Raw genomic sequence first — 23,861 nt, 5'->3', positions numbered from 1 at the left:
GGGGGCGGGCAAGGCGCAGGAGAGCTGGTTCTCGGGTTCGGGCAAGAACGCCTCTGGTGGGTCGGCGCGACCGATCTCCGCTGTTCCGACTAGTGGTGCTGCCCGTGCCTCGGTGCCCGGCTCCCTCCACGGGGCGGGAAGTGCGGCGCCGACGTCGGGGGCCGCGCCGAGCACGCCGACTGTCTACGGTTCCGCGCGCACGCCGATCGACAAGCCCGAGCCGACCACGCCGAGCTCCACGGTTGCACAGGACAGGCCGACCACGCTGAGCTCCACGGCTGGAACGGACAGGCCGACCACGCTGAGCTCCACGGCTGGAACGGGCAAGCCCTCCGCGCCGAACACGACGGCTGAACCGGGCATCCCGGCCACTCCGAACACATCGGCCACGCCGAGCACTCCGAACACGGCTCCTGCGTCGAGCAGCCTGACGGTCGCGCCGACTCTCTACGGTTCTGCGCGCTCGCCGATCGACGAGTCGGAGTCCGAGTCCGAGTCCACCGAGCTGACTACGCCGAGCACGACCGCTGAGCCGGCAGAGCCCAGCCGCCCTGAGCCGGCGGAACCCGGCCGCCCTGAGCCGATCAAGCCGCCGCCCGCGCCGTTCACGGAGCCGCCCGCGCCGTTCCCGACTCCCGCACCGGAGCCGGCCCCGTCGCCGGTTCCGCCGGGCCCGGGTCCGAACCCGGTTCCGCCGGCTCCAGGACCGAGTCCGGTTCCGCCCGGCCCCGGGCCCAGCCCCACGCCACCCGAACCGGGACCGAACCCGGTGCCACCCGGCCCCGGGCCGAGCCCTGTGCCGCCGGGTCCCGGGCCGAGCCCTGTGCCACCCGGCCCCGGGCCCAGTCCTGTGCCGCCCAGCCCTGGGCCGTACCCGCCCGGCCCTGTGCCCAGCCCGTTCCCCGGTCCGCCCGGACCAGGTCCGACGCCGCCGGTTCCGTCGCCCCCGATGATGGGTAACGGACTTCCCAGCTATACCCTTCCGCCCAGTGCCGGGTCTTCCGGCCTGCCACCCACGTCGTTCGGAGCACCCCCCGTGACGTCGCACCCGGGTTATCCGGTCTCGCCGGACAACGCCGATCTGACACAGCCGGTCTCTCTCGCCGGCCTGTCGAACGCGGTCGCCGACCTGACCCAGCCGGTCAACATCGGTGACCTGACCCAGGCCGTCCACGCCGGTGACCTGACCCAGGCCGTCAACGCGGGCGACCTCACGCAGGCCGTCAACGCGGGCGACCTCACGCAGGCCGTCAACGCGGGCGATCTGACGCAGGCCGTCAACGCGGGCGATCTGACGCAGCCGGTTCGGATCTCCGGCATGCCCAGCCCCGCCGCGTACGGTAACGGCGAACCGCCCACGCAGATGGTTCCGCAGCAGCGCGGCCAGCAGTCCCAGCAGGCGCATCAGCTGGGTGGCACGGTCTACGGCACCGGCGGCTACCCGTCGATCGACACCACGATGCCGGTCTCCATGGACCCGGTGGAGAATTCCGGTTCGCTGACCGGGCACATCCTCGCGCAGGGCTGGTACACCGCCCCCGTCGAGGAGCGCCGCAGCAACGTCAAGGTCGTCGTGGCGATGCTCGTGGTGCTGGGTCTGCTCGTCACGGTGAGTCTGATCTTCGCGTTCACTGCGGGTGACGCCGTCTCCGAGATGGTCAAGAACCTCACGAACTGACGTCCAGTCGCCAGCACGGCGGGTGCGGTCCGGCCCGCCGTCGAATCCTTTTCAAGATCCGTCGGTTTTCCGACATCACGCCCCGCCACCAGCATGGAAATGCCTGATGTTTGCCCTCGCGGTTGGCAGCATCTAAGCTGGCGAGGTTTTGCATCGAGGTGAGCCTGCCCACTACGCACCGGGAATGCGGTCGGGGTCGCAGACGTTCACCCGTACACTGATGGTAGTTATTGATGCGGCGCGCCCATCCGGTGCGCGCCACGGGCGTTCTTGCGGGCATTTCAGCGAGCGGTCTCAGCGGGCTGCAGCGGGTCATTCGCGAGCGTGCGCCCCCGTAGAGAGGTTCTCTTGACGACTTTCGCTGACCCCAGCACGTTCCCGTCCGTTCACGAGACCAGCGAGGCCGAGCTGCCCGCGCCGGAGAGCACCGACGCTCCCGCCGCTGCTCCGGTTCGCGGTTTCGCCGACCTGGGCCTTCCCTCCGAGATCGTGCGCGTTCTCAACCGTGAGGGCATCACCACCCCGTTCGAGATCCAGGCCGCCACCGTGCCCGACGCCCTCGCGGGGCGCGATGTGCTCGGCCGTGGCCAGACCGGTTCCGGCAAGACGCTCGCTTTCGGCCTGCCGGTGCTCGCCCGCACGGCGCTGAGTGGCAAGGCTCGCCCGCACTACCCCAAGGCTCTGATCCTGGTTCCGACCCGTGAGCTGGCGATGCAGGTCGCCGACTCGCTGATGCCGATCGGTCGTTCCGTCGGTGTCTTCCTGAAGACCGCTGTCGGCGGCGTTCCCTACGACCGTCAGATGGACGCGCTGCGCCGCGGCGTCGAGGTCATCGTCGCGACCCCGGGCCGGCTCGCCGACCTGATCGAGCGCGGTGCCTGCCGTCTGGACGACGTCGAGGTGACCGTTCTCGACGAGGCCGACCAGATGGCCGACATGGGCTTCCTGCCCGAGGTGACCGACCTGCTGTCCAAGACGCCGGAGAATGCGCAGCGCCTGCTGTTCTCGGCCACTCTGGACGGTGACGTCGACACCCTGGTCAAGCGTTTCATGCACGACCCGGTCACGCACTCGACGGCTCCGGCCGAGGCGAGCGTGTCCACCATGGATCACCACCTGCTGCTGATCCCGCCGTCCGACAAGTTCCCGATCACCTCGTGGATCGCGAACCGGGCCGGCAAGACGATCGTCTTCGCCCGCACCCAGATGGGCGTGGACCGGCTGGTCGAGCAGCTGGCGGCGGTCGGCGTCCGCGCCGGCGCGCTGCACGGCGGCAAGACCCAGCGGGTTCGCACCCGCACGCTTGCGGAGTTCAAGGAAGGCCGGACGAACGTCCTGGTCGCCACCGACGTGGCCGCCCGTGGCATCCACGTCGACGGCATCTCGCTGGTCATGCACGTGGACCCGCCGAAGGACCCGAAGGACTACCTGCACCGCGCGGGCCGTACGGCTCGGGCTGGTGAGTCGGGTGCCGTGGTGACGCTGGTTCTGCCGAAGCAGCGGCGCACCACGCAGGCCATGATGACCAAGGCCGGCGTCTCCCCGGACGAGGTTCGGGTGCGTCTGGGCGACGAGCGTCTGGCCGAGATCACCGGGGCTCGTGAGCCCAGTGGCATCCCGGTGGTCGAGGAGCCGGAGCCGCGCCGGGAGCGTTCCGGTGGTTCGCGCCGGTTCGGTGACCGTCCGCGCAGTGGTGGTGGCGAGCGCCGGTTCGGTGACCGCCCGCAGCGTTCGTTCGGTGACCGTGACCGCAACGACCGTGGTGACCGTGGTTTCGGTGACCGCCCGCAGCGTTCCTACGGTGACCGTCCGGCCGGCGGCGACCGTGGTGGCTACAGCGACCGCCCCAGTGGCGACCGCGGTGGTTACGGCGACCGTCCCAGCGGCGGCCGCAGCTACGGTGACCGTCCGAGTGGCGGCGACCGTGGCGGTTACGGCGACCGTCCGAGTGGCGACCGCGGTGGCTACGGTGACCGGGGGCGCTCCGAGCGTCCGGCCGGTGACCGTTCCTTCGGCGACCGTCAGCCGCGGACCGGTGACCGTCCGACCGGGCAGCGTCGTACCGATGGTCCTCGCACCGATCGGCGTGACGGCCCGGCCCAGGGCCGTTTCGGCACGTCCCGCCCGGCGCGCAGCTACTGATCAACCGGCCGGCCGCCGACTGGACGGCCATACGGACTGATCAACCGGCCGGCCGCCGACTGAGCGGCCGTGCTGACTGAACGACCGGCAGGCCGCTGATCGGGCGGCCTACCGTGCAGGGAGCCCTCGGATACACCTCGTGTGTACCCGGGGGCTCCTCGCTTTTTTCCGGGCCGACCGCCTTTTTCGCTTGGCTGCGCCACCTTGCGCGTACGAGAGAAAGAGGGTGACGGGATCGCCGGGAGGGGGACGGGTGCGCGAAGCGCGGTAGAGAGACGCGTGGGGCGGGTACCTTCACTCCCATGCCGCTGCCCATCGCGCTGTTCTGGGAGCGCCGGGACGTGTCCGGTGCCGAGCACGCCCTGTTGGAGACCCGGGCCGGGTGGTACGCCCGGGGCACTGCTCTGGCTGCCGCACCGGTCGCCTACGCCTGCCATTACGAGTTGCAGACCGATGGGGACGGGACGACGGCCCGGCTGGATGTGCGCACCGAGGGGGCGGGCTGGGCCCGGGGTGTGCGTCTGGAGTTGGCGGCCGGGCGTTGGCGGATCACCGGTTCCGAGCAGGGTGACCTGGATGCGGCGCTGGTCGCCGCGGGGCACGCCCGGGCGGCGTCGCCCGGCAGCGAGGATCCCGACCTGCTCTACGGTGCTTTCGACGCCGACCTCGGATGTTCCCTGGTCACCAACAGTCTGCCGATCCGGCGGCTGGGGCTGCTGACTGCCGAGCCGGGCGTCTCGCACCGGCTCAGTGTGGCGTGGGTCCGCGTGCCGAGCCTGGAGGTCGTGCAGGCCGACCAGATCTACACGCCGCTGGGCGGCAATCGGGTGCGGTATGCGAGTGAGACTTTCAGCGCCGACCTGACCTGCGACGACGAGGGTTTCGTCGTGGACTATCCAGGTCTGGGCCGGCGGGTCACACCCGCTGCCTGATCCAGCTCATGCAGGTTTTGTCGACTGCCGCGAACGGCTTGCCGAAGGCGGACCGGGACGCCTCGTCGGGTTTCCTGCCTTGGCGCAGCACCTGGTCGGTGAAGTCCATCAGTTTCGCTTCGCCGTATTTCGTCGCCATGCACGCCGCGGCGTAGTGCCCCATGGCGTAGAGGGTGTCGACGGTGAGGTCGTCGGCGTCGGCGTCGAGGGTCGGCACTGCGATCGACTTCGGCAGTCCCTTGCGCGCCGCCGTCGCCTGGAGCCGGTAGCGGTTGTACGTGTCCGGCGCCTTCTTCGGCAGCATCCCGATGTATTCGGCGATGCCTTCGAGCAGCCACTGGTCGTCGGCGGTGTCCCAGGTGCCGACGCCGCCCAGGGTGACGACGTGGGCCAATTCGTGCTGGACGATCACGTCGACGTCGTCGTCGAGCACCTTCCTGGTGTGCAGGACCACGTCATGGCCGATCGCGTTGAGCGGGCGGGCGTAGCCGACGACCCATTTCGCCTTGCCGCCGCCGTACCAGGTCTTCCACGCCTCGTCGTCGGCCAGGTAGATCCGGTAGCGCCCGGCCGGCACGCCGCCGATCATCTTCGCGTAGCGGTCGGTGACCACGGCGGCCTTCTCGGCGGCTTTCAGCACCTTCTTCAGGTGTTTCTTCTGGCTGCTCGCGGCGGCGACCACGACCCGTTTGCCGGTGGCGAAGCTGAGCTGCCGGCTCTCCCAGGGCAGGACGTGGTCGTCGGGCTCGTCCAGACCGGTGATCACGTAGCGGCCGCTGCGCAGGGTGAACGTGACGGTCTGGTTGAGCTTGGGCGGCCCCTCGTCGAAGGTCACCCGCCAGGCCGGGCAGGGGCCGTCGGTGAAGCAGTAGCCGAGCTGGGCGAAGACCACGGGTTCGGCTTTGGTGCTCTCCGGCTCCGGGCTGGCGTGGTACTCCACGTGCCCGACGCCGAGGCCTTGCAGGTTGCGGAAGAGGGTGCGGTACCGGGCGACGAGTTTGGGCTGTTCGGGGTCGACCGCCGACAGCCAGGTCTTCTCGTCGCCCTGTTCCAGCCCGGCGGCCTGGGCCTCGAGCAGGGCTTTCGCCTCTTCGAACGGGGTCAGTGCCCGGGGCGGCGCCACGGTCGGGACGGCCTCGGCGGGTTTCTCGGCCGCCGGCCAGAAGGTGATCGCGGCGACGGCCGCGCCCGCGACGAGCACGGCCGTGGCGCTCAGCCCGGCGATCCACTTCCCAGCCTTTTTCATGATCGTGGATCTAATCATGCGCCCGTTCAGACGGCCCAGGTGCCTTCCTTGAGGAACCTGTCGATCACAGTGGAGGGTGCGGTCAGGTCCAGGCCCTGCGCGGCCACCCACTCGTCGGAGTAGTAGGTGTCCGCGTACCTCTCGCCGCCGTCGCAGATCAGCGTCACCACCGATCCGGTCCGCCCGGCGTTGCGCATCTCGGCGATCAGGCCGAACGCGCCCCACAGGTTGGTGCCGGTGGACCCGCCCAGCCGGCGGCCCAGCACGGCGGTGCCGGCGCGCATGGCGGCCAGGGACGCGGCGTCCGGTACGTGGATCATCCGGTCCACCACGGCGGGCTGGAAGGACGCTTCGACGCGGGGCCGGCCGATCCCCTCGATGCGGGAGCCCTTGCCGGTCACCACGGACCAGTCACCGGCGACATAAGCCTGCCAGAAGGCCGATCCCTCGGGGTCGACAACGCAGAGCTTGGTGGGGAACCGGCGGTAGCGGGCGTACCGGCCGATGGTCGCGCTGGTGCCGCCGGTTCCGGCGCCGACGACGACCCACGAGGGTACGGGGTGCCGCTCCAACGTCATCTGACTGAAGATCGACTCCGCGATGTTGTTGTTGCCCCGCCAGTCGGTGGCCCGTTCGGCGTGCGTGAACTGGTCCATGAAGTGCCCGTCCCGGTCGGCGGCGAGACGGCGGGCCTCGCTGACCACCATGGTCGGATCGTCGACCAGATGGCACCGGCCACCCTGGAACTCGATCAGCGAGATCTTCTCCGGGGAGGTACTGGCGGGCATCACCGCGGTGAACGACAATCCCAGCATTCGGGCGAAATACGCTTCGCTCACCGCTGTCGATCCGGACGAGGCTTCCACGATCGTCGTGTGTGGCCCGATCCAGCCATTGCACAGTGCGTACAGGAATAGCGATCGTGCCAGGCGGTGCTTGAGTGAACCGGTGGGGTGTGAGGACTCGTCCTTGAGATAGAGGTCGATCCCCCAGGAGACCGGGAGGGGGAACGGCAGCAGATGCGTGTCGGCGGAGCGGTTGGCGTCCGCTTCGACCAGGGCGATCGCGTCGCGGGCCCAGTCGCGGGCGGTCTCGTCACAGCGGTCCAGGGCGAAGTCGGTCATCTCAGCCACGACCCGGCTGTGGGCGGTTCTCCCACTTGGTGGACAGCGCGATCGCGGTCCGGGTCGATGCGACACCGGCCGTCCGGTTGATCCGCACGATCAGCTGCTCCAGCTCCGCGATGGTGCCCACCCGCACGGTGAGCTGGTAAGACTCCACTCCGGCCATGAAGTAGCAGCTCTCCACCTCGGGCATCGCGCGGAAGGCGGCGAGCACGTCGTCGGTGTCGGCGCCGGAGTCCTCGATGATGCCGATCAGCGCGGTGACCCCGAGCCCGATCGCCTCATGGTCGATGTCGGCCCGGTAGCCACGAACGGTCCCGGCGGCTTCGAGCTTACCCACTCGCTCGTGCACCGCGGGGGCGGAGAGCCCGACCTTGCGGGCGAGCTCGGCGTACGACGAGCGGGCGTTCTCCCGTAGCAGGTCGATCAGCCGGAGGTCGATGGAGTCCATGGTTGAAACCCTAATCGGGTGGCACCTCTGCACTCACGCCCGGTAGCGGCGAATGGGGGGCAGGATAATGACCACTGTCGCAATCGGGGCTTTTTCCGCATTTCACGGACTTGCTTCAGGGGCGGTGCTCTAATGGCTTTACGTCCCGATCGAGCAAGCCGACACTCACCGTGACCACGGCCGCTCCAGAAACCGAACCGAGGAGGGGGTTGTGGACACTGGAGATCGTCTGCTGACACCGGGCGAGGTGGCTGCCCTATTCCGCGTCGACCCCAAGACGGTCACGCGATGGGCCGCCGCCGGCCGCATCGGCAGCATCCGGACTCCCGGTGGACACCGCCGATTCCGTGAGTCAGAGGTCCGTGCCCTCCTCGAGGGCGACGGCGTGATCGAAGAAATGCGCGAGGACGACGCGGCCAACAAGCCGCGCAACAACGGTCCCAGCAATCCCGGTGCGGGCTACGGCCCGCCCAACGGATTGCGCTGACCGCGTCCCTCACCCAGATCACCGGTCCATCTTCGGAAAAGCGTGTGTGGTACGCCCAAAGCGTCCATCACCTTTCCCGCCACGAAATCGACTAGTTGTTGCGCCGTAGCGTCAGCCCCGGATCCATAGAATCCGGGGCTGGCCGGGAGAACCACCGCACCCGCGTCGTGAAGCGCGATCAGGTGCTCCAGATGACTACGGGTCACCGGGGTCTCCCGGGGGACGACGACAGTACGCCGCCGCTCCTTGAGGTTGACCTCGGCCGCCCGTTGAAGAAGATCCTTGGACAGGCCGATGGCGATGCCGGCACACGACGCCGTGCTCGCCGGAACGACCGCCATGCCCTTCGCCGGGTACGACCCACTGGACGGCCCGGCGGCCAGGTCCCCGGCCGGCCAGTAGGCCAGGTCGCCGAGATCCCGGCCGATCCAGGCCGCCACGTCGTCCTTCCAGTGCGCGTCCCGGATCGTCGCGCCGGTCTCGTCCAGCAGGGTGAGCCGGGCAGCCCGGGAGACCACCAGGTCGACGGACTCGCCGGCGTCCAGCAGAGCGGCCAGCACCGCCTTGGCATAGGGGGTGCCGGACGCTCCGGAGACGCCGACGATCCAGGGTTCGCGCATGCCTTCCAGTGTGCCGCTATTCCAGGCTGACCTGTACCGACGCGGGGAAGGCCTCGGTCACATCCGTCCAGGTGGACGGGTCGTCCGGGTCGGCGGGCTCGACCGCCTCGATGAACGCGCGGAACTCCTCGACGCTGACGTCGACCGCGTTGAACTCGATGATGTACCGGTCGTCGGCCATCATCTTGCGGCAGGTCAGCGCCTCGATGTCGCATTCGCGGAACTGCTCGTTGTAGGGGTTGGACTCCGTGATGTTCAGCTGGATCTGTTCCCGGACCGGGCCCATCCCGGGGCTGCGGTCGCCACGGTCGAGGATCTCCCGGATCTGCCCCGACGCCATCAGGTAGGCGCTGGTGGTGCCCACGGCCTGCAGCTGGTAGCCCTGCGGCACCGAGCCGACCCGGAACGGCACCCGCAGGTTCTTCCCGCCGCCGAGCGCGAACCCCTTCGCCACCTGCATCTGCTCGGCCCGGGTCATCTTCGGCATGTCGGCCGCCCCCAACCCGCTGATCACGGCGAGGGCGTTGTCGGCGTACTCCCAGTACAGGCTCTCCCGGTCGCCCTCCCGCAGGTAGTACGCCTCCCGGCCGCCGACCGGCGCCGCCTTGACGACCTTCGCCGTGCCGGTCCGGACCGGCACGGCGCCGGGAACGTACACCTCCAGACTGGCCTCCGCCTTCGTCGTGCCGAGCCGGGTGATCGACGCCCCGGACCCGGACAGCCCCATCCCGTCCGGATCGGTGACGGTGAAGTCAGCGGTCTGGTAGCCGCGGAAGACGAACGCCGACGGAAAGACCTTCGCCGTGGCGGGCGTCACCGAGGGACTGGGCGTCGCCGTCGGACTCGGTTTCGCCGCCGGGAGCGCCGGCTCGGTGGACGCCCGGGTGGCGATCTGCGGAACCCCGATCGCGGTGGCGACCGCCACCACGGCCGCGAGCGCCCACCCGGTGGTCCGCCGCATCTGCCGGCGTTTGCCGGCCGTGACCAGGTCGTTCACGTCGAACCCCATCGGCGGGGCCTCCGTCCGCGCGTCGTCCATCAGGTCAGACAGCCGCTTCATGCCGCGCCTCCAGATCCGTACCGAACATCTGCCGGAGCGCCGCGAGTCCCCGCGAGGTGTACACCTTGACCGTGCCCTCGGGACATTTCAGCGCGGCGGCGGTCTGCTGCACGCTGAGGCCCTCGAGGAAGCGCAACACCAGCACGGCCCGTTGCCGGGCGGGCAGGTGGCGCAGCGCCTCCCGCAGGCGCAGACGATCGTCGACCCGGCCGGTGCCGTCCGGCACGACCTGGTCGGGCATCGCGTGGCTGTGCACACGTTCCCGCCGCCACCACGGGCGGCGGGTCTCGTCGATGGCCGCCCGGACCACGGCGGTACGCGCGTACGCGTCATGGTTGTCGATGCGGTTCCACTTGACGTACAGCTTCGACAGGGCGGACATCACCGCGTCCTCGGCTGTCTGCCAGTCGCCGCACGTGAGGTACGCCAGCCCGCGCAAGGCTTCCATGCGCGCGCCGGCGAACTCCCGGAACTCGGCTTCTCTCTCGCTCACGGCCATAGGACGGAGATCGCCGTGGATTCGGTTACAGCAGGATCAGATCCAGTAGGGCGAAGGCGAACAGCGCGATGGCGATGAACCCGTTCGCGGTGAAGAACGCCCGGTTGACCTTGGACAGGTCGGTGGGGGTCACCACCACGTGCTGGTAGACCAGGCCGGCGCCGGTCACCGCCAGGCCGATCCACCACAGCCAGCCCAGGCCGACGAGCTGCCCGAACCAGACGAACAGCGCGAACGCCAGCACGTGCGTGCCGGTCGAGATGTGCAGGGCGGTCGCCACCCCGAACCGGGCCGGCGTGGAATGCACGCCGATCTCGCGGTCCACCTCCACGTCCTGGCAGGCGTAGATGATGTCGAACCCACCGATCCACAGGCCCACGGCGACGCCGAGCACCCAGGCGGGCCAGGAGCCCTCGAAGGTGCCGGTGATCGCCAGCCAGGCGCCCACCGGGGCGACCGCCTGCGCCACCGCCAGCACGTAGTGCGGGAAGTTCGTGAACCGCTTGGCGTACGGGTAGACCACCAGCGGGATCACCGCGAGCGGCGAGAGCAGCAGGCAGAGCGGGTTGAGCAGGCCTGCCGCCAGGATCATGACGACCAGCGAGACGATCGCGCCGGTCCAGGCCGTCCGGACACTCACCGCGCCGGTGACGAGCTCCCGGTTCCTGGTACGCGGATTCAGCGCGTCGATCCGGCGGTCCAGGATCCGGTTGGCCGCCATCGCGAACGTCCGCCCGGACACCATCGCGATCGTGACCAGCACCAGGTCGAGCCAGTGCCGTCCGGTTCCGTCCCGTTCGATGGCGACCAGCGCGGACAGGTAGGCGAACGGCAACGCGAAGATCGAGTGCTCGATCATCACCAGCCGCAGGAACGCCTTGACCTTGCCGGGTTTCTCGACGACCGCCGTCATATGCCGTATTCCTTCCACCGCTTGTCCACGAGGCTCTTGACCTCCGGGGACATCACCATCTCCTCCGGCCAGCCGCGGGTGTAGCCCTCGGCCGGCAGCTTGCGTGTCGCGTCGACACCCGCTTTCCCGCCCCAGAACTGCTGGTAGGACGAGTGGTCCAGGTGGTCCACCGGCCCCTCGGTCAGCAGCAGGTCGCGGGAGTAGTCGACGTTGCCGAAGGCGCGGAACGCCACCTCGTTGTAGTCGTGGACGTCGCAGTCCTCGTCCACCACGACGATCAGCTTGGTGAGCGACATCAGGTGGGCGCCCCAGATGGCGTTCATCACTTTCTGCGCGTGCTTCGGGTAGCGCTTGCGGATGGAGACGATCAGGCAGTTGTGGAAGACGCCGGCGGCCGGCATGTCGTAGTCGACGATGTCCGGGATCAGGATCTTGGCCAGCGGCAGGAAGATCCGCTCGGTGGCCTTGCCCAGGCCGTGGTCCTCCTGCGGCGGCTGCGACGTGACGATCGAGTGGTAGATCGGCTTCTTGCGCATCGTCATCGTCTCGATGTGCATCACCGGGAACGGCTCGACCGGCGTGTAGTAACCGGTGTGGTCCCCGAACGGGCCCTCCGGCATCCGCTCACCCGGCTCGATGTAGCCCTCCAGCACGATCTGCGCCTCGGCCGGCACCTGCAGCGGCACGGTCAGGCAGTCCACCATCTCGACCCGCTCACCGCGCAGGAAGCCGGCGAACAGGTATTCGTCGATGTCGGACGGCAGCGGGGCGCTCGCGGCGTAGGTGACCACCGGGTCGGCGCCGATCGCGATGGCGACCGGGAGACGCTGCCCGAGGCGTTCGGCCACCGCGTGGTGGGCGGTGGAGTCCTTGTGGATCTGCCAGTGCATGCCGATGGAGTTCTTGGAGTGCTGCTGCAGCCGGTAGAGGCCCAGGTTCCGCTTGCCGGTCTCCGGGTGCTTGGTGTGCGTCAGACCGAAGTTGTGGAAGATGCCGCCGTCACCGGGCCAGACCTGCAGGCCGGGCAGCAGACCGAGATCCACGTCGTCGCCCTTGAGCACGACCTCCTGGCAGGGGGCGCTCTTCACCTTCTTCGGCGGCACCGACTTGAGCTGCAGCACCTTGGCCAGGCCCTCACGGATGCCGGACCAGCCCACCGGCAGCTCCGGCTTGGCCAGCGCGCCGATCCGCTCGCCGACCTCGTCCAGCCGGTCGACGCCGAGGGCCATCGCCATCCGCTTCTCGGTGCCGAACAGGTTGATCACCAGCGGCATCTCGCCGCGGGTCGGGCGCTCGAAGAGCAGCGCCGGCCCGCCGGCCCGCACGGTCCGGGTCACCACCTCGCTGATCTCCAGCGTCGGATCCACCGGAACGGTGATGCGACGCAGCTCACCGGCCTCCTCGAGGGCTGCCAGGAAGCTCTGCAGATCGGCATAGGGGAATCCACGGGACGCCATGCACCCCAGTCTGGCACCGCCCCACCGCCGCCTCCCTGGCAGGTCCCGTCACTGGTGATCGGGTATTCGCGTTGAGAGGGACGACACTGCCCTCCCGATCGACAAGGGGTGCTCCGTGCGTGTGGCTCGGTGGTTCGCACTGGCCGGTCTGGGAGCCGCCCTGACCGTGGCCGTTCCGGCGGCCGTCGCCGGCCGGGGACTGCCGGCCTGCTCCCCCGGACCCCAGTCGTCCCGCCCACCGACCGGTCCGGCCGGTCCGGGAACCCCGGGTGCCTGCCGGGCCGCCGGCCCGATCCTGGAGAAGGCCGGACCGCCCGACCGGGCCAAACCCGCCACCAGCGGCTACCACCACCTCGGCGCGGGCACCAGCGGCGAGTGGGGCGGGGTGTCCGGGCGGTACTCGGTGGTGGACAGCACCGTCCGCACCGGCACCTACGACTTCGTGGCCGCCCGGTTCATGGCCAAACGGGAGATCGAACGCGGCCGGATCGCCTGGCTGGAGGCGGGCTGGGCGAGAACCGGCTGGTCCGGGGGCGGCCGGCCACGGGTCTACACGTTCAACACCAACACCAACGCCTGGCAGTTCTACGACCAGTACGCGGTGAAGACCGGCGACCGGGTCTGGCTGGACGTGCACACCGACGGCGGCGGGGTGTGGAGCGCCTGGCTCTGGTGGAACAACCGCTGGAACCTGCTGACGAGCCAGAAACTGCCGGTCGGCGAGACCGCCTACATCGAGCAGTACGTCGAGGTGCACGGGGATCCGAAGAAGCCGGCCCGGCTGGACCTGCCCAGGGTGACCGTGGACAACGTGCAGCTGAGGCCGGCCGGTGGTGGCGCGTCCCGCTTCTGGCGGGAGGACGTGCCCACGGTGACCGGTGTCGAACCGGGTCTACGGCAGGTCCAGGGCGGCTTCTGCCTGGACTGGGTGACCCGGTACGACACCTGGGCCGCGGGCGACTGCTGACCCGTGTCCCGTGGCTCGCGCTCGCCACGAGTCACGAGTCACGAGACGCGAGTGCAAGACACGGGATGCGAGACGCGAGACGCGATTCAGCCCGCGTTCGCGTACGAGTGCAGCCCCTCGAAGAACAGGTTCACGCCGAACAGGTTCATCAGCATCGTCACGAACCCGAGCAGCGCGATCCACGTCGCGACCGTCCGCTTGACGCTCGGCGTCGCCCGGGCATGCAGATAGGCGGCGTAGACGACCCAGGAGATGAACGCCCAGACCTCCTTGGGGTCCCAGCCCCAGTACCGCCCCCAGGACGCCTCGGCCCACAGCGGCCCGGCGATCAGCGCGCCGAAGGTGAACAGCGGGAACGCGAAGGCGTGCAGGCGGAAGGTGAGACGCTCCAGCATCCCGGCGTCCGGCACCCGCTTGCCCAGCGTGTACGGGAACGACCGCTTGCCCTCGTCGTAACCGTTCTTGATCAGGAACATCGCGGCCGGGACCGCGCCGATCAGGAAGATGCCCGACGAGATGATGACCGTCGACACGTGGAAGACGAACCAGTACGAGTTGAGCGCCGGGACCAGCGGGCCGACCGGGGTGTACGCGATCAGGCTGGCCGCACCGAGCAGCACGACCAGGCTCAGCGACGCGAACAGCCCGAGGTGCCGCAGGACCGGCTTGCGCAGCAGCACACCCACCCAGACCGCGGAACCGACCAGGGTCGTGGAGACGATGTACTCGTACATGTTGCCCCAGGGCATCCGCTCGGCGGCGATGCCACGGGTGGCCGCGGTGCCCAGGTGCAGCGCCAGGCCGACGACGTTGAGGGCCACGGCGACCCGGCCGGCCCACTCGCCCTTCGACGGTTTGGCGGGGGTGTTCTCCTCGGCGGCCGGCGCCGCGGGAGCACCCGCGCCCACCAGCTGGCGGGCCGCGGCCTTGCCGATCCGGCTGCGCTGACCGAACGCGTACTCACCGGCGTAACAGACCATGGCCGCCAGGTAGGCCAGCACGGTCAGCGCCATCAACTGGTCGGACCACTCCGCCATCAGCTCTTCCCTTCCTCAGAATCGTGATCGCGGGCGAGCGCCGTCTCGGTGAGCGCCGCGAATTCGTCGCCGAATCCGGCGTGGTCGGTGCGGGGCAGACCACCGGCTTCGACCACGCTACCGCCGGTGCCGGTGTCGGTGTCGTCCGCCGGGAGCACCCGGAACCAGATCCGGCGCCGGTGCACGGAGAGCGACAGCATCAGGCCCATCAGCCCCAGCACCGAACCGATCAGCATGGTCACCTGCGCCGGGTCGTGCCGCAGGGAGATCGTGGCGAGCCGCCGGACCTCGACGAACTCCAGTCTGCCGCCGTCGTCGAGGGTCCAGCTCTGGCCCGGTCGCAGCACCTGGGGACGGTCGCCGCTGATCTTCTGGAGTCTGCCGCTGTCGATCTGGTCGCGGTCCAGCGAGTAGACCGAGCCGGGGATGCCGACGTCCAGGCCCAGGTCGCCGCGGTAGGCGCTGAGGTAGAGGACCGGATCGTCGAGGGCCGGGAACCGCGACGCCGCACTGCCGTCGGTGCCGGCGGTCGGCAGGAACACGCCCTCGAAGCCGACCTGCTGCTTGTCGTCGCGGTTGTTGGTCGCCGGGTCCACGTTGGCGTCCGGGAACTGGGCGACGCCCTCGCTGGTCATCATCAGGTCGGTGGGCAGGAACGGGACGACCTTGGTCTGGGCGACGCCGTACTTGTCGGTGTAGCGCAGCACCGGCGCGTAGCCCTGGCCGATCAGGTTGATGTTCGCGCCGTCGAGTCGCAGCGGATCGTTGACCGTGAAGGTCCGGGTGGTCGCCGGCCCGCCGTCCTCGGTCACCTCGACGGTGGCGCCGAACGACTTGGGCTGCCCGTTGTCCTGGAACGTCGACTGGAAGTCGGTCAGCTCGAGACAGAACTTCGGCAGATCACTCGCGGTCAGCCGCGGGCCCAGCGTCGCCTCGTCGAACTGCGGGAGCGCCGAGCAGAATCCCTGGTCCTGGCCCTGCACCAGGATGCGGTTGCCGTGCCAGCCGTACCAGTGGCCGAACCCGACCCCGATCAGCACGGACAGCAGGGCGAGGTGGAACAGCAGGTTGCCGGTCTCCTTGAGGTAGCCCTTCTCGGCGGAGACCGTCCAGCTGCCGTCGCCCTCCTCGCGGACCCGGGTGCGGAACATCTTGCGGCGCAGGCCACGGGCGATGGCCTGTGCCGCGGCGTCAGGGGCCTCCGGGCGCGGGCTCGCTGCCACATGGTGCGGCAGGCGGTCCATCCGCTTCGGTGCCTGCGGGGGTACGCTGCGCAGCGCTCGCGCGTGATCCCGCAGCCGGGGCAGCACACACCCGATGAGCGAGGTGAACAGCAACAGGTAGATCGCGGCGAACCACGGTGACGCGTAGACGTCGAAGGCGCCCAGCCGGTCGATCACCGGCGCGAGTTTCGGGTGCGCGGTGAAGTACTCCGAGACGTTCTCCCGGTTCACCGACCGCTGCGGGAAGATCGAACCCGGAACCGCCGCCACCGCGAGCAGGAAGAGCAGTACCAGGGCCGTACGCATGCTGGTGAGCTGTCGCCAGGAGTTGCGCAGCAGTGCCCAGACGGGGTTGACCCGGCGCGGCGGTGGCGCGTCGGCGGTGGCGGGCCGGTCCTCGACGACGGTCACAGCAGCAGATCACCGCCGAAGTTGAAGGTGGTCATCAGCCAGGCCAGGAAGTAGTTCCACTGGCCGGTGACCAGGGTCAGCCCGATGATGATCAGCAGCGCACCACCGACCCGGGTGACCCAGCGGCTGTTGCGGCGGATCGCCGTGAACACGCCGAGCAGCCGGCGGAAGAAGAGGCCGAACAGGATGAACGGCACGCCCAGTCCGAGGCTGAAGGCCAGCGCGAGGATCACGGCCCGGTCGGTCTGCCCGCTCGTGGTGGCCAGGGCGGCGACCGCGCCCAGGGTCGGTCCGACGCAGGGGATCCAGGAGACCGCGAAGATCGCGCCGAAGACCGGGGCGCCGAGCAGCCCGGCGGCCGGCAGTTTGCTGAACCGGGCCTCCCGCTGGAAGCCCGGGATCCAGCCCAGGTAACCCAGTCCCAGGATGATGACCAGCACGCCGAGCACGGTGTTCAGGACGTCCCGGTGGGTCAGCAGGGTGAAACCGATGTTCGCCACCAGCGAGGTGAGCAGCGTGAAGACGACCGCGAAGCCGAGCACGAACAGGCTGCTGCCGAGCAGGACCCGGCCCTTGACCGCCAGCCGGCGGCTCCCGTCGCCGGTGCCGGTGCCGGTCATCGTCTCCAGGTCGGAGCCGGCCAGGCCGGTCACGTAGGAGAGATAGCCCGGGACCAGTGGCAGGACGCAGGGCGAGAGGATGCTGACCAGCCCGGCGACGACGGCCGCGCCGATCGCGAGCAGCATCGGCCCGTTGAGCGCGGTGCTGTAGAACGCGTCGCCCATCAGCCGTTTCCTTCCGCCGCCACCCGTTCCACGAGGGGCTGGAGCTCACCGTTGGTGGTGGCCCGGCGCAGCGCGACCGCGATCCGGCCCTCCCGGTCCAGGACCAGCGTGGCCGGCGTGGCGTTGTTGGTCGCGTCGATCTTGATGGCGACCGCGCCGTCCGGGTCGAACAGGCTGCCGTAGGTGACCCGGCCCCGCTCGAAGTTCGTGGCGGAGTCCCGGTCGTCGCGGGTGTTCACCCCGACGAACGTGACGCCCTTCTCCTTGGTCGCCTGGTACGTCTTCTCCAGGTCGTCCGCCTCGGCGCGGCACGGCGCGCACCACGAACCCCAGAAGTTGACCACGACGACCTTGCCGCGGTCGGACGCGACGTCGTACGTCCCGCCGCCGAGCAGTTCGCCGGAGACACCGTCGACCTGGGGGCGGTCCGCCTCGTCGCACTCGATCACACCGTTGGTGGTGGTGCAGTTCTGCGTCCAGTTCTCCGTGCCGCAGCCGGCCAGGGCGCCGGCGGTGACGAGAACAGCGACCGGAAGAGCGACGAGACGGCGCATGTCACGCCCCCTTGGCGGTCTTGGCGGTCGCCGAGAGGGCGACCAGGTGCGCCGCGGGCTCGGAGTAGTCGATGCCGACCACCTTCGAGCCCTCGAAACGGAACGAGGTGAGGCTGGCCAGGCCGCATTCGCGCTTACGCGGGTCGTGCCAGAGGCGCTTGCCCTCGATGTAGCGGCGCAGGGTCCAGATCGGCAGCTGGTGCGAGACGCAGACCGCCTCGTGGCCCTCGGCGGCGACCCGGGCGGCCTGGAGCGCCTCGAACATCCGTTGGGCGATCACCAGGTAGGCCTCGCCCCAGGACGGGGTGATCGGGTCGCGCAGCACCCACCAGTGCCGCGGGTTGCCGAACGCGCCGTCGCCGGCCGACACCTTCTTGCCCTCGAAGTAGTTCGCGCTCTCGATCAGCCGGACGTCGGTCGCGATGTCCAGCTTGAGCTCGGCGGCGAACGGCGCGGCGGTCTCCTGGGCGCGCTCGAGCGGGCTCGACACCAGGTGGGTGACGTCCCGGCCGGCGAGCGTCCCGGCGGCCGCCTTGGCCATCTGGTGGCCCAACTCGGAGAGGTGGAAGTCGGGCAACCGGCCATAAAGGATCTTGGTGGGGTTGAACACCTCACCGTGCCGGAACACGTGCACCGTGGTCTTGGTCGGCTCGCTCACCGCTGCGTCTCCTCCGCGGCCGCCCGAGCCGCGTGCGGTGCGGCTGCGGCGATCTGCTCCAGTGCCGCGTCATCCAACGCGGTCGACACGAACCACGACTCGAAGGCGCTCGGCGGCAGGTAGACACCGCGGGCCAGCATGGCGTGGAAGAAACCCTTGAACGCCGCGGCGTTCTGGGTCTTCGCCGACTCGTAGTCGACGACCTCGTTCTCGGTGAAGAAGACCGAGAACATGTTGCCCGCGTACGACAGGCGGTGCGGCACCCCGGCGGCGGTGAGAGCGTCCGCGACGATCGTGCCGACCGTGCCGGAGAGCTCGTCCAGCCGCTTGTAGACGCCCTCGTCGGCCAGCCGCAGCGAGGCCAGGCCGGCCGCGCAGGCCAGCGGGTTCCCGGAGAGCGTGCCCGCCTGGTAGACCGGTCCGGCCGGCGCCAGCCGCGACATGATCTCGCGACGGCCGCCGAAGGCCGCGGCGGGCAGACCACCGCCCATCACCTTGCCGAAGGTGTAGAGGTCGGCGTCGACCGGGTGCAGACCGGCCCAGCCGCCGGCCGAGACGCGGAAGCCGGTCATCACCTCGTCGACGATCAGCAGGGCACCGTGCCGGTGCGCGATCTCGGCGAGGCTGCCGTTGAAGTCGTCGCGGGGCGCGACCACGCCCATGTTGCCCGGCGCCGCCTCGGTGATGATCGCGGCGATCTGGTCGCCCTCGGCGGCGAAGGCCGCCTCGACCGCGGCCGCGTCGTTGTAGGGCAGCACGATGGTCTCGGAGGCGGCCGCGCCGGTGACACCGGGCGAGTCCGGCAGGCCGAGCGTCGCCACGCCGGAACCGGCCGCGGCGAGCAGGGCGTCCACGTGCCCGTGGTAGCACCCGGCGAACTTCACGATCTTGGACCGGCCGGTGAAGCCGCGGGCCAGGCGGATCGCGGTCATCGTCGCCTCGGTGCCCGAGTTGACCAGCCGGACCTCGTCCACCGCCGTCCGCCGGACGATCTCCTCGGCCAGGTCGACCTCGCCCTGGGTCGGGGTGCCGAAGCTGGTGCCGAGCGCCGCGGCCCGCTGCACCGCCCCGACGATCTCCGGATGGGCGTGGCCGTGGATCAGCGGGCCCCAGGAGCAGACCAGGTCGACGTAGCGCCGCCCGTCCGCGTCGGTCATCCACGGTCCACTGCCGGAGACCATGAATCGGGGGGTGCCACCGACCGCGTGGAACGCCCGCACAGGTGAATTGACCCCGCCGGGCACGATGGTCCGGGCGCGGTCGAACAGGGACTGGGAAACCGGGGCGTCCTCCGGATACGGAAGATCCGCGGCGGGATATGTCGTGGTCACAGCGGTTCCCATTCTGTCAGCGGCGTACGGCAGGTGTCTCGAGAGGGTTGTTCACGTCATCGGATGGTGCCCCGACGCGGTGGCTCTGACCGTGCCGGACAGGCCGATTCGCCCTGAAGAGGATAGGCTCATCCGTGTGGAACGACCCGAGCTGTCGATCACGGTGCACCGTGTCCCGGACGAGGTGGTGATCCAGCTCGCCGGGGAAGTCGACGTGCTCACGGTCACCGAGCTCGCCGCGATCGTCAACGATCTGTTGCCCGATCCGCCGGTGCGCATCGTGCTCGACATGTCCGGCGTGACCTTCTGCGACTCGCAGGGCCTGGGGACGCTCGTGGTGCTCAGCCGCAAGGCGCAGCACGCCGGTGCGGTGCTCTCCCTGGCGAACGTCGGCGAGTTCCTGATGCGGGTGCTGGACATCACCGGTCTGCGCAGCGCCCTGATGATCAGCAGCACCGCCTAGACCGGCGCCGCACTCCGCCGCCCCGAACATACGCGCGATGCTGCCACACCGTCAGCGACCGCTTCCTGTGGGCAGCGTCGGCTGTGGAAAGACGTACTTCTAACCGAAAGCCCCGGCAACGGTGACCGTGCCGTCGGCGTCCGTTCCGGCGACCGCGGCGTAGGCGTCCGCACCGGCGTCACGTCCACCGGCGGCATGCGTGTACCGCGCGTAGAAGACGTACGTCCCCGGTTCCAGGACGTCGCCGGAGGAGAGCACGAACCGGTAGACCAGGGCGTCCGGTTCCTCGGTGACCGCGGTGGTCACGCTCGCGCCGGGCACCTGGCGGCTGCCGCCCCGGGAGACCAGCTCGGGGGTCCGTGCCACCCGGATGGTGACCTCCAGCGTGCTGAGTCGCTCGGTCGTCTTCAGGGTGACCACGCTGCTGCCCTGCGAGTCGCCGGCGTCGACCGAACCGTCCGACCAGACCGGCCCGCGCTCGGTGGTGGCCACGTCCGGCACGGCACTGGGCGAGGTGGGCCCCGCGGACGCCGGCGGACGGCTCCTGCTGCGCCGGGATGTCGCCGACGGCGATCCGTCCGGCACCGCCGGGGACGACACCGTGACGTCCGGGGACGGCGTGACCGGGAGGACCACGCTCGGCGGGCGGGGCGCCGGACGGGGTTCCCCGTCGCCGGCCAGCGACCACTGGGCGATGCCGCCACCGCCGAGGATCGCGGCGACCGCCACCGCCGCTCCGGCGATCTTCAGCCGCGGGGCCGGCCGGTCCCGTACCGCGGCGGTGCGCATGGTCTGCCGGGTGATCCGGTTGAGCATCGCCTCGCGGTCCGGCCGGTGAGCCGCCGCTTCGGCACGCAGCGCAGCGCGCAGCTCGGGTTCGATGAGCGTCATCGCGGCCGCCGCATGGTGATCACGTCCCGGTAGTGGCTTCCTCACCCGGCAAGGTTGTCCCCGGTGACCCAGGTCACAGCCGGATCAGCTGCCCCAGCGCTCCTTCTCCAGCAGTTCCAGCGCCTCACCGGCCGCGTCCGCGCCACCGGCCCGCAGCACCCGGGCCGCCTCGTCGACCGTCCCGGTCAACCGCTGCCACTGCGCCTCACGCTCCCTGGACGCCTCGGCCTGCGCCTTGAGCTGCTGACTCTTGGTCCACAGCTCGACGAAGATGGAGACCTTGGCGCGCAGCACCCACGGGTCGAACGGCTTGGTGAGGTAGTCGACGGCGCCGACCGCGTATCCCCGCAGGGCCAGCTGTGCGTCCCGGTCGGCGGCGGTCAGGAACAGGATCGGCACATGCCGGGTCCGTTCCCGCCGCTTGATGTGGCTGGCGGTCTCGAAACCGTCCATGTTGGGCATGTGCGCGTCCAGCAGGATCACCGCGAAGTCGTCGGTGAGCAGCTGCTTGAGGGCGGCCTCGCCGCTCTCCACCGCCACCGCCGTCACCGGCAGCCCCTGGAGGATCGCCTCCAGGGCCAGCAGGTTGTCCTTCCGGTCGTCGACCAGCAGCGCCTTGGCGCGCTCACCCACGTCCGCTCACCTCACCCACAGCTCGGTTCCCTCCGACGGGTCAGCCTCGTTCCGGCGTCGTCTTCCCCTCCGCGTTCACCCAGCGCGCCATCAGCTCGATCAACTCGTCGAGATCGACGGGTTTCGTGATGTAGTCACTCGCGCCGGCCGCGATGGCCGATTCCCGGTCGCCCGGCATCGCCTTCGCCGTCAGGAAGACTACCGGCAGGTCCTGGAAGCGCTGATTGCGCCGGATTCCCCGGGTCGTCTCGTACCCGTCCTGATCCGGCATCATCGCGTCCATCAACACGATGTCGATCTCCGGGTGCTCGGCCAGGATGCGGACCCCGTCGACGCCGTTGTCGGAGTAGAGCACGTTCAGGCCGTGCATCTCGAGCGCGCTGGTCAGGGCGAAGACGTTACGCACGTCGTCGTCGATGATCAGCACGGTGGCGCCGTCCAGCTTGCGGCCGGCCGGGGTGGAGACCGGTTTCTCCTCCTGCCGGGGTGTGACAAGCGACGGCATCTCCATCAGCGGCATGTCCAGCGAGGCCGCCGGGCGTACCGAGATCGCCTTCGCCGGGACCGGCGGCAGCACCGGCATCGGAATGGCGTCCGGCACCAGCGCCTCGGGCATGTAGAGCGTGAAGGTCGAGCCCTCCCCCGGGACCGAGGCGACCGTGATCGTGCCGCCGAGCAGCGCGGCGAACTCCCGGCTGATCGACAGGCCCAGCCCGGTGCCGCCGTACTTGCGGGTGGTGGTGCCGTCGGCCTGCTGGAACGGCTCGAAGATGATCGCCAGTTTCTCGTCGGAGATGCCGATGCCGGTGTCACTGACCGCGAACCCGACCACCTGCCGGGCCGACAACAGCGACGGTACGTCCAGGTCGGCGTCCGCGCGGGCGGCGAAGATGCTCAGCGTCACCGAGCCGGAGTCGGTGAACTTGACCGCGTTGGAGAGCAGGTTGCGCAGGATCTGCTGGAGACGCTGCGGGTCGGTGACGATCGAGTCGGGCAGCTCCGGCGCCACGTCCACGCGGAACCGCAGGCCCTTGTCCTCGGCCTGCGGCACGAACGCCTGCTCGACGTAGCTGCGGATGCCGTCGAAGTCGACGATGTCGGTCTCCACGTCCATCCGGCCGGCCTCGATCTTCGACAGGTCCAGGATGTCGTCGATCAACGACAGCAGGTCGGAACCCGCACTGTGGATCGTCCGGGCGAACTCGATCTGCTTGCCGGTCAGGTTCTGGTCGCTGTTGTCGGCCAGCAGCCGGGCCAGCAGCAGCAGGGAGTTCAGCGGTGTCCGCAGCTCGTGGCTCATGTTGGCCAGGAACTCGGACTTGTACGTGTTGGCCCGCGACAGCTGCTGCGCCTTCTCCTCCAGGCCGAGCCGGGCCAGCTCGATCTCGCGGTTCTTCAGCTCGATGTTGGCCTTCTGGTCGCTGAGCAGCTTGGCCTTGTCCTCCAGTTCGGCGTTGGTGCGCTGCAACTCCGCCGACTGGTCCTGCATCTCCCGGGCCAGGCGCTGCGACTGTGCCAGCAACTCCTCGGTGCGCCGGTTGGCCTGGATGGTGTTGAGCGCGACTCCGATCGTCGCGACCAGCCGCTCCAGGAACGTCAGGTGCAGTCCGGAGAAGGCCGCCACCGACGCGAACTCGATCACGCCGAGCATCTCGCCCTCGAACAGCACCGGCAGCACCACCAGGTCGTTGGGCGGCATCGCGAGCAGCCCGGAACGCATGGTCAGTATGCCGTCGTGGGTCGCGCGGACCCGTATCGTGCGGCGGGACACCGCGGCCTGGCCGACCAGTCCCTCGCCCGGCCCGAAGGTCACCTCGTAGTCGCGGGCGACGTAGCCGTACGCCGCGGCCAGGCGCAGCCGCATCACCGCTTCCTCGTTGTCGACCAGGAAGAACGCGCCGAGCTGGGCGTCGACGAGCGGCGTCACCTCGGTCATGATCATGCGGCAGACCTCGTCGACGTCCCGCTGCCCCTGGAGCAGACCTCCTATCCGGGCGAGGTTGGAGTCGAGCCAGCCCTGCTCCGCGTTGGTCTTGGTGGTGTCGCGGAGCGTCACGATCATCTGGTTGATGTTGTCCTTGAGCTCGGCCACCTCGCCCTGCGCCTCGACCGCGACGCTCTGGGTCAGGTCACCACGGGTCACCGCGGTCGACACCTCGGCGATGGCACGCAGCTGGATGGTGAGCGTCGAGGCCAGCTGGTTGACGTTGTCGGTGAGGTCGCGCCACGTACCCGAAACGCCTTTGACCTGGGCCTGACCGCCGAGCTTGCCCTCCGAGCCCACCTCGCGGGCCACCCG

24 protein-coding genes are annotated in these 23,861 nt (G+C 69.8%); 6 read left to right on the top strand and 18 right to left on the bottom strand.

All coding sequences use genetic code 11. From position 1 onward, the window contains the following. Nucleotides 1-183 precede the first annotated feature (183 nt). The gene (locus tag WH85_RS46705) at nucleotides 184-408 is read right to left on the bottom strand and encodes a hypothetical protein (protein WP_157410780.1); all 225 of its coding nucleotides are present in this window, start codon (nucleotides 406-408) and stop codon (nucleotides 184-186) included. 628 nt (nucleotides 409-1,036) lie between these two features. Between WH85_RS46705 and WH85_RS48470 the strand changes: the two genes are divergently transcribed. The 3 genes from WH85_RS48470 to WH85_RS04815 all read left to right on the top strand — a co-directional run bounded on the left by WH85_RS48470 (nucleotide 1,037) and on the right by WH85_RS04815 (nucleotide 4,752). Next, a complete protein-coding gene (locus tag WH85_RS48470) occupies nucleotides 1,037-1,678 on the top strand; it encodes a hypothetical protein (protein WP_052720161.1) in 642 nt (213 codons plus the stop codon). Nucleotides 1,679-2,026: 348 nt separating this feature from the next. After that, nucleotides 2,027-3,820, top strand: coding sequence for a DEAD/DEAH box helicase (locus WH85_RS04820; protein WP_045740463.1), 1,794 nt, complete (start codon nucleotides 2,027-2,029; stop codon nucleotides 3,818-3,820). Between the two features lie 302 nt (nucleotides 3,821-4,122). After that, nucleotides 4,123-4,752, top strand: a complete 630-nt coding sequence (locus WH85_RS04815; protein WP_083448797.1) for a putative glycolipid-binding domain-containing protein — start codon at nucleotides 4,123-4,125, stop codon at nucleotides 4,750-4,752. Here the strand turns inward: WH85_RS04815 and WH85_RS04810 are convergent. Genes WH85_RS04810 through WH85_RS04800 form a run of 3 tightly spaced genes read right to left on the bottom strand, consistent with a single transcriptional unit; the run spans nucleotide 4,736 to nucleotide 7,573 of the window. After that, the gene (locus tag WH85_RS04810; RefSeq protein WP_045740462.1) at nucleotides 4,736-5,998 is read right to left on the bottom strand and encodes a hypothetical protein; all 1,263 of its coding nucleotides are present in this window, start codon (nucleotides 5,996-5,998) and stop codon (nucleotides 4,736-4,738) included. The two genes, WH85_RS04815 and WH85_RS04810, sit on opposite strands and share 17 nt — an antisense overlap. A 26-nt stretch (nucleotides 5,999-6,024) precedes the next feature. Continuing rightward, complete coding sequence (gene cds1, locus WH85_RS04805; RefSeq protein ID WP_045740461.1) at nucleotides 6,025-7,122, bottom strand: L-cysteine desulfhydrase Cds1; 1,098 nt, start codon at nucleotides 7,120-7,122, stop codon at nucleotides 6,025-6,027. Between the two features lies 1 nt (nucleotide 7,123). Beyond that, nucleotides 7,124-7,573, bottom strand: coding sequence for an Lrp/AsnC family transcriptional regulator (locus tag WH85_RS04800; RefSeq protein ID WP_045740460.1), 450 nt, complete (start codon nucleotides 7,571-7,573; stop codon nucleotides 7,124-7,126). Between the two features lie 211 nt (nucleotides 7,574-7,784). Between WH85_RS04800 and WH85_RS04795 the strand changes: the two genes are divergently transcribed. Beyond that, nucleotides 7,785-8,060, top strand: coding sequence for a BldC family transcriptional regulator (locus WH85_RS04795; protein WP_045740459.1), 276 nt, complete (start codon nucleotides 7,785-7,787; stop codon nucleotides 8,058-8,060). On the opposite strand, the gene WH85_RS04790 is transcribed toward WH85_RS04795, so the two are convergent. From WH85_RS04790 to WH85_RS04770, 5 genes are read right to left on the bottom strand one after another with little or no spacing between them, the layout of a single operon-like run. Then, nucleotides 8,033-8,680 (bottom strand): UbiX family flavin prenyltransferase, encoded by a 648-nt coding sequence (locus tag WH85_RS04790; RefSeq protein WP_045740458.1) that lies wholly within the window; start codon nucleotides 8,678-8,680, stop codon nucleotides 8,033-8,035. The genes WH85_RS04795 and WH85_RS04790 overlap by 28 nt on opposite strands. A 16-nt stretch (nucleotides 8,681-8,696) precedes the next feature. After that, nucleotides 8,697-9,740: a hypothetical protein gene (locus WH85_RS04785; RefSeq protein WP_045740457.1), complete on the bottom strand. Its 1,044-nt coding sequence runs from the start codon at nucleotides 9,738-9,740 to the stop codon at nucleotides 8,697-8,699. Continuing rightward, nucleotides 9,724-10,233 (bottom strand): SigE family RNA polymerase sigma factor, encoded by a 510-nt coding sequence (locus WH85_RS04780; RefSeq protein WP_083448812.1) that lies wholly within the window; start codon nucleotides 10,231-10,233, stop codon nucleotides 9,724-9,726. The genes WH85_RS04785 and WH85_RS04780 overlap by 17 nt, the downstream gene beginning before the upstream one ends. A 31-nt stretch (nucleotides 10,234-10,264) precedes the next feature. Beyond that, nucleotides 10,265-11,152: a menaquinone biosynthesis prenyltransferase MqnP gene (gene mqnP / locus WH85_RS04775; RefSeq protein ID WP_045740455.1), complete on the bottom strand. Its 888-nt coding sequence runs from the start codon at nucleotides 11,150-11,152 to the stop codon at nucleotides 10,265-10,267. Further along, entirely contained in the window at nucleotides 11,149-12,609 is a 1,461-nt protein-coding gene (locus tag WH85_RS04770) for a menaquinone biosynthesis decarboxylase (RefSeq protein ID WP_045740454.1), read from the bottom strand. Before WH85_RS04770 ends, mqnP begins: the two co-directional genes overlap by 4 nt. A gap of 115 nt (nucleotides 12,610-12,724) precedes the next feature. Between WH85_RS04770 and WH85_RS04765 the strand changes: the two genes are divergently transcribed. Next, the gene (locus WH85_RS04765) at nucleotides 12,725-13,576 is read left to right on the top strand and encodes a hypothetical protein (RefSeq protein ID WP_245673821.1); all 852 of its coding nucleotides are present in this window, start codon (nucleotides 12,725-12,727) and stop codon (nucleotides 13,574-13,576) included. Between the two features lie 86 nt (nucleotides 13,577-13,662). On the opposite strand, the gene ccsB is transcribed toward WH85_RS04765, so the two are convergent. From ccsB to hemL, 6 genes are read right to left on the bottom strand one after another with little or no spacing between them, the layout of a single operon-like run. Next, on the bottom strand, nucleotides 13,663-14,613 hold the full coding sequence (ccsB, locus tag WH85_RS04760; protein WP_045740453.1) for a c-type cytochrome biogenesis protein CcsB: 951 nt from the start codon (nucleotides 14,611-14,613) through the stop codon (nucleotides 13,663-13,665). Next, nucleotides 14,613-16,247 carry a cytochrome c biogenesis protein ResB gene (gene resB / locus WH85_RS04755; protein ID WP_045740452.1) on the bottom strand — a complete coding sequence of 545 codons (1,635 nt, stop codon included), beginning with the start codon at nucleotides 16,245-16,247 and terminating at the stop codon, nucleotides 14,613-14,615. The genes ccsB and resB overlap by 1 nt, the downstream gene beginning before the upstream one ends. After that, nucleotides 16,244-17,032 (bottom strand): cytochrome c biogenesis CcdA family protein, encoded by a 789-nt coding sequence (locus WH85_RS04750; RefSeq protein ID WP_045740451.1) that lies wholly within the window; start codon nucleotides 17,030-17,032, stop codon nucleotides 16,244-16,246. The genes resB and WH85_RS04750 overlap by 4 nt, the downstream gene beginning before the upstream one ends. Further along, nucleotides 17,032-17,586, bottom strand: a complete 555-nt coding sequence (locus tag WH85_RS04745) for a TlpA family protein disulfide reductase (protein WP_045740450.1) — start codon at nucleotides 17,584-17,586, stop codon at nucleotides 17,032-17,034. The genes WH85_RS04750 and WH85_RS04745 overlap by 1 nt, the downstream gene beginning before the upstream one ends. A gap of 1 nt (nucleotide 17,587) precedes the next feature. After that, nucleotides 17,588-18,244, bottom strand: coding sequence for a histidine phosphatase family protein (locus WH85_RS04740; RefSeq protein WP_045740449.1), 657 nt, complete (start codon nucleotides 18,242-18,244; stop codon nucleotides 17,588-17,590). Next, nucleotides 18,241-19,587, bottom strand: coding sequence for a glutamate-1-semialdehyde 2,1-aminomutase (hemL, locus tag WH85_RS04735; protein ID WP_157410779.1), 1,347 nt, complete (start codon nucleotides 19,585-19,587; stop codon nucleotides 18,241-18,243). Before hemL ends, WH85_RS04740 begins: the two co-directional genes overlap by 4 nt. A 124-nt stretch (nucleotides 19,588-19,711) precedes the next feature. Between hemL and WH85_RS04730 the strand changes: the two genes are divergently transcribed. Further along, on the top strand, nucleotides 19,712-20,038 hold the full coding sequence (locus WH85_RS04730; RefSeq protein WP_045740447.1) for an STAS domain-containing protein: 327 nt from the start codon (nucleotides 19,712-19,714) through the stop codon (nucleotides 20,036-20,038). A gap of 99 nt (nucleotides 20,039-20,137) precedes the next feature. On the opposite strand, the gene WH85_RS04725 is transcribed toward WH85_RS04730, so the two are convergent. The 3 genes from WH85_RS04725 to WH85_RS04715 form a co-directional block, all read right to left on the bottom strand. Continuing rightward, nucleotides 20,138-20,929, bottom strand: coding sequence for a hypothetical protein (locus tag WH85_RS04725; protein WP_045740446.1), 792 nt, complete (start codon nucleotides 20,927-20,929; stop codon nucleotides 20,138-20,140). Between the two features lie 84 nt (nucleotides 20,930-21,013). Then, the gene (locus WH85_RS04720) at nucleotides 21,014-21,562 is read right to left on the bottom strand and encodes a response regulator (RefSeq protein ID WP_045740445.1); all 549 of its coding nucleotides are present in this window, start codon (nucleotides 21,560-21,562) and stop codon (nucleotides 21,014-21,016) included. Nucleotides 21,563-21,602: 40 nt separating this feature from the next. Beyond that, the coding region (locus tag WH85_RS04715; RefSeq protein ID WP_045740444.1) for an ATP-binding protein at nucleotides 21,603-23,861 on the bottom strand (2,259 nt) is incomplete at its 5' end.

The sequence above is a fragment of the Actinoplanes rectilineatus genome, assembly GCF_000962825.1.
Lineage (GTDB): Bacteria > Actinomycetota > Actinomycetes > Mycobacteriales > Micromonosporaceae > Actinoplanes > Actinoplanes rectilineatus.
Note: the sequence above shows the minus strand (reverse complement) of the source record. Positions and strands in the feature narration are given on the sequence as shown.

What these genes read in the sequence shown, in the direction of transcription:
- WH85_RS04815 (WP_083448797.1), top strand. Translation starts at nt 4,123, where the DNA reads ATGCCGCTGCCCATCGCGCTGTTCTGGGAGCGCCGGGACGTGTCCGGT.
- WH85_RS04810 (WP_045740462.1), bottom strand. Translation starts at nt 5,998, where the DNA reads ATGAAAAAGGCTGGGAAGTGGATCGCCGGGCTGAGCGCCACGGCCGTG.
- cds1 (WP_045740461.1), bottom strand. Translation starts at nt 7,122, where the DNA reads ATGACCGACTTCGCCCTGGACCGCTGTGACGAGACCGCCCGCGACTGG.
- WH85_RS04800 (WP_045740460.1), bottom strand. Translation starts at nt 7,573, where the DNA reads ATGGACTCCATCGACCTCCGGCTGATCGACCTGCTACGGGAGAACGCC.
- WH85_RS04790 (WP_045740458.1), bottom strand. Translation starts at nt 8,680, where the DNA reads ATGCGCGAACCCTGGATCGTCGGCGTCTCCGGAGCGTCCGGCACCCCC.
- WH85_RS04785 (WP_045740457.1), bottom strand. Translation starts at nt 9,740, where the DNA reads ATGAAGCGGCTGTCTGACCTGATGGACGACGCGCGGACGGAGGCCCCG.
- mqnP (WP_045740455.1), bottom strand. Translation starts at nt 11,152, where the DNA reads ATGACGGCGGTCGTCGAGAAACCCGGCAAGGTCAAGGCGTTCCTGCGG.
- WH85_RS04770 (WP_045740454.1), bottom strand. Translation starts at nt 12,609, where the DNA reads ATGGCGTCCCGTGGATTCCCCTATGCCGATCTGCAGAGCTTCCTGGCA.
- ccsB (WP_045740453.1), bottom strand. Translation starts at nt 14,613, where the DNA reads ATGGCGGAGTGGTCCGACCAGTTGATGGCGCTGACCGTGCTGGCCTAC.
- WH85_RS04750 (WP_045740451.1), bottom strand. Translation starts at nt 17,032, where the DNA reads ATGGGCGACGCGTTCTACAGCACCGCGCTCAACGGGCCGATGCTGCTC.
- WH85_RS04745 (WP_045740450.1), bottom strand. Translation starts at nt 17,586, where the DNA reads ATGCGCCGTCTCGTCGCTCTTCCGGTCGCTGTTCTCGTCACCGCCGGC.
- hemL (WP_157410779.1), bottom strand. Translation starts at nt 19,587, where the DNA reads ATGGGAACCGCTGTGACCACGACATATCCCGCCGCGGATCTTCCGTAT.
- WH85_RS04725 (WP_045740446.1), bottom strand. Translation starts at nt 20,929, where the DNA reads ATGACGCTCATCGAACCCGAGCTGCGCGCTGCGCTGCGTGCCGAAGCG.